Source organism: Amycolatopsis sp. NPDC039088 (genome assembly GCF_055598845.1).
Genome location: NZ_JBVKAE010000025.1, coordinates 144,355 through 154,287 on the forward strand (window position 1 = coordinate 144,355; position 9,933 = coordinate 154,287).

A 9,933-nucleotide genomic window follows, 5' to 3' on the forward strand; every position below is an offset into this window, starting at 1 on the left:
CTCTAAATGCGGTGCCTCAGGTACCTGAGCTGCGCGGCTTTGCTCTCCTCGAAGTCTCCTCGGCCGGAAAGATGCTCCGGAACGCCGACCTCCCACCAGGCGCCTGCCTCGGTCCAGGAGTTCGGCTGGGTCCGGACCACGACCACCGCCGGCCGGTTTTCGGCCACCGCCACCTCTCGCGCCTTCGCGTAGGCCGCCCGTACATCGTCCAAAGAGGACGCGGTGAACACCGCGCACCCCAGCGATTCCGCGTGACGTGCGAAGTCGACTCGCGGCGGTGACGCGTGCGCTGTGCGGCAATCGGCGAGGAAGTTGTTGTACGGTTTGCCGCCTTGGCCCTTCTGTAGCCGGGCGATGACCGCGTAGCCGTCGTTGTCGCAGACCACCGCCACGAACGGATGCCCGGCGAAGGCCGCCGAGAACAGTTCCGAGTTCAGCATCAGGTACGAGCCGTCGCCGAGCATCGTGGTCACCAGTCCATCGGTATGCGCCATCGCCGCACCCCAGGCGCCCGCGAGTTCGTATCCCATGCACGAGAACCCGTACTCGACGTCCATGCTGATCGACCCCGACCCACGCCAGCCGCCGATCAGCTCTCCCGGCATCCCGCCGGACGCGGTCATCACGTAGTCGCGCGGTTCGGAGAGGTCGTTGACCACGCCGACGACCTGGGCGTAGGTCGGAACCTCGCCGGAAACGGTGCGCAGGGAGTCGACATGCGCGTCCCACCGGCCGCGTTCCGCCGCGGCGCGTTCTTTCCACAAAGGATCGACTTGCCAGCTTTCCAGCTGGGCGGCCAGCTCCGAGAGACCGGCGTCGGCGTCGGCCACGATGGCCAGCGCGCCGTGTTTGACCGCGTCGAACCGGGCGGCGTTCAGGGTGATCAGCCGGACGTCGGGGGAGAACACCGTCCACGACGCGGTGGTGAAGTCCTGCAAGCGGGTGCCGACGGCCAGGACGACATCCGCTTCGGCGGCCAGGACGTTCGCGGACGCCGAGCCGGTGACACCCAGCGGACCCGCGTGGAGCGGATGCCTATGGGGAACCAGGGTCCGCCCGGCGGTGGTCTCGGTGACCGGGACGCCGTGGTGTTCGGCGAAGGCCAGCGCGCGCTGACCGGCGCCGGAGTACCGGACGCCGCCCCCGAGTACCAGCAACGGTTTCCGGGCCGCCCACAGCACGCCCGCCGCCTCGGTGAGGGTCCGCCGATCGGGCCGGGGGCGCGGCGGGCGATGAGTCACCGGTTCGAACAGCGTGTCCGGGAAGTCGTAGGTCTCCACCTGGACGTCCTGGGGCAGCGCGAGGGTCACCGGACCCGCGTCCGCCGGATCGGTCAGCACCCTGGCGACCTGCGGCAGCGTCGAAAGCAACTGCTCCGGCCGGGTGATCCGGTCGAAATACCGGCTCACCGCGCGGAACGCGTCGTTGACCGTGGCTGTCGGATCACCGAAGTGCTCCACCTGCTGCAGCACGGGATCCGGCGCGCGGCTGGTGAAGGTGTCGCCGGGAAGCAGCAGCACCGGCAGCCGGTTGGCGTGCGCGACCCCGGCCGCGGTGACCATGTTCAGCGCGCCGGGCCCGATCGACGACGTCACCACGCCGACCTGGCGCCGATGCTTCGCCTTGGCGTAACCGACGGCCGCGAGCGCCATGCCCTGTTCGGTCTGGCCGCGCCACAGCGGGAGCTCCTCGCGGTGTTCCTCCAGCGCGGTGCCGAGACCGAGCACGTTGCCGTGCCCGAAGATCGCGAACACCCCGGGGAACAGGGGGACCTCCCGGCCGTCCATCGCCTCCGACCGCTGCGCGAGCAGCCAGCGCACCAGCGCCTGTGCGGTGGTCAGTTTCATGACACCCGTCCTTCGTGGCTCGTGACCGGGCAGCGCGGGTCGAGGTCCTGCTCGTTCCAGGTCTCGCGGACCCAGCCGTGCGCGGGGTCGTCGCAGAAGGCCATCGACCGCTCGTCGGCCGGCCCGGCCAAGACGTTCAGGTAGTACATCGGGTACCCCGGCGCGGCGACACAAGGGCCGTGATAGCCGCGCGGGATCAGGAAGACGTCACCGTCCCGGACCGCGACGTCCTCGTCGAGTTCGCCGTCCGAGGTGTACGTCCGGTGCAGGCCGAAGCCCTCGCGCGAAGGTGTCACGCCGTCGCGGCCGGCGACGCGGAAGTAGTAGATCTCCTCGTTGACGACCTCGCATTCGGACGCCTCGTCGTGTTTGTGCGGCGGATAGGACGACCAGTTGCCGCCGGGGGTGATCAGCTCGCACGCGTTCAGTTTGTCGGCGTGGTCCCAGACGCCGGGCACGCCGAAGTTGGTGACCTGCCTCGTGGCCTGCCCAGCCCCGCGGACCTCCACCGGGACGTTCTCGGCCGGTCCATAGCGGGGTTCGAGACGGCGGGTGCAGCGCGCCATCGGCAACGCCACCTCGATGCCGTCCACCGTCGACAATTCGACTTCGGCATCGCGTGGCACGTAGGCGAAATCGGTGACCCGGGTGAACACCGAGTCGCGTCCGGCGAGTTCGAAGACCTGTCCGTCGACGCGGACCGTGCACGCGCCGGACAACGGCAGGACGAACGCCTCGTAGTCGCCGGTGCGCACGACCCGCTTCCCACCCGCGCGCAGCGCGAGCACCCGGAGCCCGCTGTAGGTCCAGCCCGCCGAATCCGGGGTGAGCCGGACCGGGTCCCGCTCGTCCGAAAGCGTCCCGAGTGGACGGTGCAGCTTGCTCACAGCAACTCCTCGATCTCGTCGGCGGTGGGCATGGCGTCGGCGCAGGCCAGCCGGGACGCGACGAGCGCACCGGCCGCGTTGGCGTAGGTGGCGATGCGTACCGGATCCCAGCCGGACAGCAGACCGTGGATCAGCGCGCCACCGAATCCGTCACCGGCGCCGAGCCCGCATACGACCTCGACCCGCTGCGGCGGCACCGTCCAGCGCCCCTCGGCGGTGGCCACCAGAACACCCTCGGCGCCCTTCTTGATCACCGCCAGTTCCACGCCCCTGGCCAGCATCCTGGACGCGGCCTCATCGGGATCCGCCGTTCCGACGGCGACCTCCGCCTCGGCGCGGTTGCCGACCGCGACCGTGACGTGGTCGAGCATCCAGCCGATCTCCTCGCGCGCGGTCTCGGTGCCGGGCCAGAACATCGGCCGGAAATCGAGATCGAGCACGGTATGCGATCGCCGTCCGCGCCGCCGGAGCATCTCGCGCTGGGTCCCGCGTGCCGGTTCGACGGACACACCGGTCCCGGTGACCCACAGCAGCGGCACCGTTTCCACGATGTCCCAGGGCACGTCGGCTTCGTCGAGCGTCAGATCCGGCGCGACCGGGGACCGGTAGAACAGCAGCGGCGGATCCGCGGGCGGGTTCAGTTCGCAGAACACCACCGGCGTCTGCAGCCCCGCCGAGGTCCCGACGTGGTCGGGTGACACACCGAACCCTCGCAGCGCCTGCCGTACGTAGTCGCCGAACCCGTCCGGGCCGACCTTCGTCAGCACCGACGTCGAGCGGCCGAGCCGCGCGGCGGCGACCGCGACGTTGGTCGCGGTGCCGCCGAGCGATTTGGCGAAGGTACTGACCCCGGCCAGCGGCACGCCGCTCTGTTCGGGGTAGAGGTCCACCCCGACCCGGCCGACGGTCAGTGCTTCGAGAGTGGTCATGAAGGGGACTCCACGGCTCGCAATTCGTGTTCGAGGGCTTCCAGTTCCGCGCCGCCCGCCATCTGCCGGGTCAGTTCGGCGAGGTCGATCTCGGACTTCTCGTAGGAGCCGAGCGGCGCCCCCCGTTTGAGCAGCAGGAACCGATCGGCCACGGGATACGCGTGATGCGGGTTGTGCGTGATCAGCACGACGCCGAGCCCGCGAGCACGGGCCTGCGCGACGTACTTGAGGACGACACCGGCCTGTTTCACGCCCAGCGCCGCTGTCGGCTCGTCGAGGATCAGCACCTTCGCCCCGAAGTGGACCGCCCGCGCGATGGCGACGCACTGCCGCTCGCCACCGGACAGCGTGCCGACCGGCTGCTCGACGTCACGCAGGTCGATGCCCATGTCGGACAACGCCTTCTTGGTCGTCTCGCGGCCCTTCTTCCGGTCCAGCGCCCGGAACGGGCCGAAGCCGACCGTCGGTTCGGAGCCGAGGAAGAAGTTCCGCCACACGCTCATCAGCGGTACGACCGCCAGATCCTGGTACACCGTCGCGATACCGCGATCGAGCGCCTCCCGTGGCGACGCGAACTCGACCGGCTCGCCCTCGACGAGGAACTCGCCCTCGTCGTGCCGGTGGACCCCGGCGAGAATCTTGATCAAGGTGGACTTGCCCGCACCGTTGTCGCCGAGTACGCAGGTGACCTCGCCCGCGTTGACGACGGTGGACACGTCCCGCAAGGCGATCACGCTGCCGTAGGTCTTGCCGACGTCCCTGACCTCGAGAAGATGGTTCATCGCCGTACCCTTTCCGCGCGCCGCCGGAAGGCGTTGTTGACCAGGACCGCCGACAGCAGCATGACCCCGAGGAACAGCATGAACCAGTCGCTGTCCCAGCGGGCGAACACGATGCCCTGCCGTGCCATACCGAAGATCAGCGCACCGATCGCGGCACCGATCGCCGAACCGAAACCGCCGGTCAGCAGGCAACCGCCGATCACGGCCGCGATGATGTACTGGAATTCCAGCCCGATGCCCTGGTTCGCCTGGACACTCGCGAACCGCAGGATGTTGATCGAACCGACCAGCCACGCGGCGAGCGCGGTGGTCATGAACAATATGATCTTCGTGCGCACCACCGGAACCCCGACCGCGCGGGAACTGGGCGCGTTGCCGCCGACGGCGAAGATCCAGTTGCCGAACCGGGTCCGGACCAGCAGCCAGGCCGCCAGTACGGCGAACCCGATCCACCAGACGATCGAGATCTGGAACGCGGTCCCGCCGATGTCCACTGTGGACGCGAAGATGAAACCGGCGGATTCGTAACCGTCGGTCGAGCGCATCCCGGATACCTGGACGGTGCCGGTGACCAAGCGCGTGACGCCGAGGTTGAGCCCTTGCAACGCCAGGAACGTGCCCAGGGTGACGATGAAACTGGGCAGTCCGGTGCGCATCACCAGCCAGCCGTTGAACGCCCCGACCGCGAGCGCGAAGACCAGCGACGCGAACAGCGCGAGCCAGACGTTCCAGCCTGCCTGCGTCGCCAGTGTCGCGGTGACGAGGGCGGTGGACGCGGTCATCACGCCCGCCGAGAGGTCGAACTCGCCGCCGATCATCAGCAGCGACACGGCGACCGCCATGATGCCGAGGGTCGAGGCGTCGTCCAGCCAGGTCGCCACTCCGCTGCCGCTGAAGAACTGGTCGGTGACGACGGTGAAGAACAGGAAGACGACGACGGCGCCGAGCAGCGCGCCGATCTCGGGGCGGACGACCAGCCTGTCGAGCAGCCGGGGTTTCGCGATCCGTTCGTCGAGGGTGGTGGTTGTCATCGCGTGCCCCTTTGCACGTACTGGCCGACGGTGTCCACAGTGGATTTGTCGACCAGGTCGGGACCGGTGAGCACCGGCTTCCCGCCGCCGACGACGTTCGCGTTGTCCCGGTAGAGCTTGAGGAACTGCACCGGGAGATAGCCCTGTTCGTACTGCTGCTGATCGACCGCGAACACCACGTCGCCCGCCTTGATCGCGCCGACGACGTCGGTGTTCAGGTCGAACGTGCCGACCTGGGCGGGCGAGCCGACCGCCTTGATGGCGCTCACCGCCCGCGCGGCGACCTGCGAGTTCAACGTCAGGACGGCGTCGAGGGAGGAGTCGGTCTGCACCGCGCCCCTGATCCGGGATTCGGCGTCGGCAGGGTTGCTGATGTCGACCTGCAGGGTCTGCACGTCGCCCGCGAACCCGGCCTTGGCGCCGTCGCAGCGCTGGGCCTGCCCGACGTTGCCCGCTTCGTGGACCACGCAGAGCAGCTTCTTCTTGCCGAGGTCCTTGAACTTCTTCCCGGCCTCCTCGCCGGCGATGGTCTCGTTCTGCCCGACGTGGGTGAGCGCGCCGTACTCCGCGCTCTTGTCCTCGCCGGAGTTGATGGTGATGACCGGGATCCCGGCGCGGACCGCGTTCTCGATCGAGGTCTTGAGCGCCTCCGGGTTCGCCATTGACACCACCAGCCCGCCGACCCGCTGCGCGACCGCGTTGTCGATCAGCTTGGCCTGGTTGCCGGGGTCTCCGTCGGAGTTGTACTCGACCTGGACGTCGAGCTGCCTGCCGGCCTCCTCGGCACCGTTCTTGACCACATTCCAGAACGCGTCACCCGCGGTGCCGTGCGAGATGACCGCGACCCGCAGCGGCCCGCTGGGCTGTGTCGTCGCCGGGCCGGCGCCCTCGACGGGTTTCTCCTCGGCCTTCGGCCCGGTGCACGCGGACAGGAGCACCAGCCCCGCCGCGGCCACCAACGCCGCTTTAAAGCGATGGGACATCGTCGTCTCTCCTCGCTTCTTCCGTTACCTGGCAGCCGGGAGCCGGCTGACGATCTCACCGAGATGGGCCAGGCTCCTGGTCACATCCCGTTTCGGCAGGTCTTCCGGGCTCCCCTCGCTCAGCGCGGTGTCCTGTTCGAGCACGTACCACCCGGCATAGCCCGCCTCGTGGACGGACCTGACCATCGCTTCGATGTCGACGTCCCCGTCACCGAGCGGGACGTACAAACCTTGGCCCACCGCTTCGGCGTAGGGAAGCCTGCCTGCGCGGACGTCTTCGGCGAGCGCGCCGCGTACGTCCTTGAGGTGCAGGTGACCGATCCGATCCGGGTGGCGTCCGGCCAGCGCGACCGGATCGGTACCGCCGATCAGGAGATGTCCGGTGTCCAGGCACAGCGGGAGAGCGGAATCGGCGAGGAAGCGCTCGACCTCCTCCTCGGTCTCCACCTGCGTCCCGACGTGCGGATGCAGCACGGTGCGAAGACCGTGCCGCGCGGCGATTTTCGCGATCTCATCCGAGGTTTCGATCAAGGTCGCCCACTCGGCATCGGTCAGCTTCGGCTTGTCGTCGTAGCCGTCGAGTCCCGTCGCGGCGGCGAGCACGAGCAGGTCGCCACCGCAGGCGGCGAACAGCGCCGCCGACTCTTCCGCCTCCGCCAGGGCGGCTTCGGGGTCTTTGTGCAACACGACGGCGAGAAAGCCGCCGACCAGGTCGAGCCGGTACCCGCCCAGCAGCTCGCGCAGCGCGGCCGGGTCGCGCGGGAGATACCCGGGAGGGCCGAGTTCGGTGGCGCGCACCCCCAGTTCCGCCATCTCGCCCAGTACGGTCCCCGCCTCGAGAACGCGGCCCCAGCCGGGGACTTCGCAGACACCCCAGGAGATCGGGGCGGCGGCGATTCGGATCCGGGATGTCATCGGCGACCTCCGGGTAGGGGGAGCGGATTAGAGCGCTCTATTGATTAGAGCGCTCTAATCATGTAGCGTCCGTCACAGCAAAGTCAAGGGCAGGGTTCGGCTGGTTTCAGCCGATTTCGGCAGGCAGGGGAGAGCGGCGAATGGCACGACCGACGATGGAGGACGTCGCCGCGAAAGCGGGGGTTTCCCGCGCGCTCGTGTCACTGGTGATGCGCAACGCGCCGAACGTCTCCGACGAACGGCGGACGCGGGTGCTGTGCGCGGCGCACGAACTCGGCTACGAACCGCACGCCATGGCCAGGTCGCTGGCCAGCCGGACCTCCACCGTCCTCGGCGTGATGGTCTCCGATCTGCGCAACGCCTTCTTCGCCGACGTCGTCGAAGGGCTCGACGCCGCGGCCGAGGCCGCGGGCTTCAACCTGATCCTCAACACCGGTGGCCGCAGTCCCGCGCGCGAACGCGCCGCGCTGCGGAACCTGCTCTCCTTCCGGCCGGCCGGGGTGATCCTGCTGTCACCGGTGCTGCCCGCGATGGCGATCGAGGAAGCGGCCGCACAATGCCCGGTCGTCCTCGTCTCGCGGACCTCGCGCGTACGGGACGTGGACACGGTGAACGACGACGGTGAGGCAGGTTCCGCGCTGGCCGTCGAGCATCTCGTCTCCCTGGGGCACCGGCGGATCGCCCATCTGGACGGTGGCGTCGCGGCCGGTGCGGCCGCCCGGCGCCGGGGATATCAGCAGGCGATGCGGCGGCACCGCCTGCACCCGATCATCGTGCGCAGTGAACACACCGACACCGCCGGGGAAAAGGCCGTGCACGAACTCCTCGGTGACTACGCGCGCGCGGACCTGCCGACGGCTTTGGTGGCAGGAAACGACTTCAACGCCGTCGGCGCGATCTCCGCGCTGGAGGAGGCCGGCCTGCGGGTGCCGGAGGACGTTTCCGTGGTCGGTTACGACAACACCTCGCTCGCCGCGTTGCGCCATCTCTCACTGACCACAGTGGACCAGCCACGCACCGAAATGGGACGGCTGGCCGTCGAGGCCCTGCTCGAACGAGTCCGGGGCGAACGCACCGAACCGGTCCGGCATCTGCTGCATCCGTCGCTGGTGGTCCGCTCGACCACCGCCGCGCTCTAGAAAGGGCAAGAGAATGAGGTTGGGACTTGCCGGCACCGGCCGGATCGGCACTTCGCACGCCGAAACCTTGAAGGGCTTCGACGAGGTTTCGTCCGTGGTCGTCGCCGACGTCGACACCGCGCGAGCCCAGGCGGCCGCGGCCAAACTCGGTGTCGAAGCGGCGGCGGACCTCTCCGCGCTCTTCGCGTCCTCTTTGGACGGACTGGTGATCGCGGCGGCGACGGACGCCCATCCGGAACTGATCCTCCGGGCCGTGGACGCGGGCATCCCGGTGTTCTGCGAGAAACCCGTCGCCGCCGACATCCCCGGCACGCGCGCGGTGATCGACAAGATCTCCGGTTCGGCCGTCCCGGTGCAGATCGGTTTCCAGCGCCGGTTCGACGAGGGCTACGTCGCCGCCCGCGCCGCGGTGGCCTCGGGTGAGCTGGGCTGGCTGCACACCCTCCGCGCCACCACCCTGGACCCGGCGCCGCCGCCCGCGGAGTACGTCGTGCATTCCGGTGGCCTGTTCCGCGACTGCGGGGTGCACGACTTCGACGTCGTCCGGTTCGTCAGTGGCCGTGAGGTCGTCGAGGTCTACGCCGTCGGGGCGAACAAGGGCGAGCAATTCTTCGTCGACGCCGGTGATGTCGACACCGCGGCCGCGACCCTGACGCTGGACGACGGCACGCTGGCCGTCGTCTCGCTGACCCGCTACAACGGCGCCGGCTACGACGTCCGGCTGGAGGTGCTCGGCTCGGCAGGGAACGCGGTGGTGGGCTTGGACGAGCGCACGCCGCTGACCTCGGTGGAGCCCGGTGTCCAGCCCCTGCCCGGTCCGGCCTATCCCGGATTCATGGAGCGGTTCCGCCCGGCGTACGTCAGCGAACTGAAGGCGTTCCTGGAGGTCGCGGCCGGTCGCGCACCGAGCCCGTGCGGTGCCGCCGACGCACTGGAGGCCTTCTACATCGCCGAAGCCTGCGAGGTCTCCCGTCGCGAACGCCGACCGGTCCGCGTGGACGAGGTGCGCGTCTAGCGTTGGAAGTGGTGATTTATGTTTCGTTGAGGGGTAAGGCAAAGTTGCCATAGACGACACCTCATACGGCGCGTTCTTTCGCGACACGTTGGCCATGTTTCCGTGAAGGAGTCCTTCCCTGCCCTCAAGGTCAGGATTGTGGCAAGTCGCATAACCGCTGGTCGGGGCCGCTGTCATAGCGGGACAAGGCAAACGTGTCGTGGTGGAGCTGGCTGACACGAGAGGTTCGGCCCGATACTCGACTGTCCATAAGGGACAAATTTCGAGGCAAAAGTGACCGATTCAGGTAATTTACACGGTTTCACGAGGAGGTCGTGAGTGATTTGGGTCGTTCTATTGAGGGGTAAGTCAAACGTGTCGTGTCGCGGGCTGTGGTCGCTGCTGCCTACGCGTTTCCCTGGTGGT

9 protein-coding genes are annotated in these 9,933 nt (G+C 68.7%); 2 read left to right on the forward strand and 7 right to left on the reverse strand.

Annotation, left to right across the window (positions count from 1 at the left end; genetic code table 11):
* Positions 1-2: 2 nt before the first annotated feature.
* Genes iolD through ACZ7KI_RS29110 form a run of 7 tightly spaced genes read right to left on the reverse strand, consistent with a single transcriptional unit; the run spans position 3 to position 7,374 of the window.
* The gene (gene iolD / locus ACZ7KI_RS29080; protein WP_470276239.1) at positions 3-1,847 is read right to left on the reverse strand and encodes a 3D-(3,5/4)-trihydroxycyclohexane-1,2-dione acylhydrolase (decyclizing); all 1,845 of its coding nucleotides are present in this window, start codon (positions 1,845-1,847) and stop codon (positions 3-5) included.
* Positions 1,844-2,734, reverse strand: coding sequence for a 5-deoxy-glucuronate isomerase (gene iolB, locus ACZ7KI_RS29085; RefSeq protein WP_470276240.1), 891 nt, complete (start codon positions 2,732-2,734; stop codon positions 1,844-1,846). The genes iolD and iolB overlap by 4 nt, the downstream gene beginning before the upstream one ends.
* Positions 2,731-3,663: a 5-dehydro-2-deoxygluconokinase gene (gene iolC, locus ACZ7KI_RS29090; protein ID WP_470276241.1), complete on the reverse strand. Its 933-nt coding sequence runs from the start codon at positions 3,661-3,663 to the stop codon at positions 2,731-2,733. The genes iolB and iolC overlap by 4 nt, the downstream gene beginning before the upstream one ends.
* Positions 3,660-4,445, reverse strand: a complete 786-nt coding sequence (locus ACZ7KI_RS29095; RefSeq protein WP_470276242.1) for an ATP-binding cassette domain-containing protein — start codon at positions 4,443-4,445, stop codon at positions 3,660-3,662. Before ACZ7KI_RS29095 ends, iolC begins: the two co-directional genes overlap by 4 nt.
* Positions 4,442-5,476, reverse strand: a complete 1,035-nt coding sequence (locus tag ACZ7KI_RS29100; RefSeq protein WP_470276243.1) for an ABC transporter permease — start codon at positions 5,474-5,476, stop codon at positions 4,442-4,444. Before ACZ7KI_RS29100 ends, ACZ7KI_RS29095 begins: the two co-directional genes overlap by 4 nt.
* Positions 5,473-6,459: a substrate-binding domain-containing protein gene (locus tag ACZ7KI_RS29105; RefSeq protein ID WP_470276244.1), complete on the reverse strand. Its 987-nt coding sequence runs from the start codon at positions 6,457-6,459 to the stop codon at positions 5,473-5,475. The genes ACZ7KI_RS29100 and ACZ7KI_RS29105 overlap by 4 nt, the downstream gene beginning before the upstream one ends.
* 24 nt (positions 6,460-6,483) lie before the next feature.
* On the reverse strand, positions 6,484-7,374 hold the full coding sequence (locus tag ACZ7KI_RS29110) for a sugar phosphate isomerase/epimerase family protein (protein WP_470276245.1): 891 nt from the start codon (positions 7,372-7,374) through the stop codon (positions 6,484-6,486).
* Between the two features lie 140 nt (positions 7,375-7,514).
* Between ACZ7KI_RS29110 and ACZ7KI_RS29115 the strand changes: the two genes are divergently transcribed.
* Together ACZ7KI_RS29115 and ACZ7KI_RS29120 are read left to right on the forward strand one after the other, a co-directional pair.
* A complete protein-coding gene (locus tag ACZ7KI_RS29115; RefSeq protein ID WP_470276246.1) occupies positions 7,515-8,513 on the forward strand; it encodes a LacI family DNA-binding transcriptional regulator in 999 nt (332 codons plus the stop codon).
* A gap of 13 nt (positions 8,514-8,526) precedes the next feature.
* Positions 8,527-9,528: a Gfo/Idh/MocA family protein gene (locus ACZ7KI_RS29120; protein ID WP_470276247.1), complete on the forward strand. Its 1,002-nt coding sequence runs from the start codon at positions 8,527-8,529 to the stop codon at positions 9,526-9,528.
* The last annotated feature ends 405 nt before the right edge of the window (positions 9,529-9,933 follow it).

Excerpts from the sequence above, each read along its gene's own strand:
- ACZ7KI_RS29120 (WP_470276247.1), top strand. The coding sequence starts at position 8,527 with ATGAGGTTGGGACTTGCCGGCACCGGCCGGATCGGCACTTCGCACGCC.
- iolD (WP_470276239.1), bottom strand. The coding sequence starts at position 1,847 with ATGAAACTGACCACCGCACAGGCGCTGGTGCGCTGGCTGCTCGCGCAG.
- ACZ7KI_RS29095 (WP_470276242.1), bottom strand. The coding sequence starts at position 4,445 with ATGAACCATCTTCTCGAGGTCAGGGACGTCGGCAAGACCTACGGCAGC.
- ACZ7KI_RS29100 (WP_470276243.1), bottom strand. The coding sequence starts at position 5,476 with ATGACAACCACCACCCTCGACGAACGGATCGCGAAACCCCGGCTGCTC.
- ACZ7KI_RS29115 (WP_470276246.1), top strand. The coding sequence starts at position 7,515 with ATGGCACGACCGACGATGGAGGACGTCGCCGCGAAAGCGGGGGTTTCC.
- ACZ7KI_RS29105 (WP_470276244.1), bottom strand. The coding sequence starts at position 6,459 with ATGTCCCATCGCTTTAAAGCGGCGTTGGTGGCCGCGGCGGGGCTGGTG.
- ACZ7KI_RS29110 (WP_470276245.1), bottom strand. The coding sequence starts at position 7,374 with ATGACATCCCGGATCCGAATCGCCGCCGCCCCGATCTCCTGGGGTGTC.
- iolC (WP_470276241.1), bottom strand. The coding sequence starts at position 3,663 with ATGACCACTCTCGAAGCACTGACCGTCGGCCGGGTCGGGGTGGACCTC.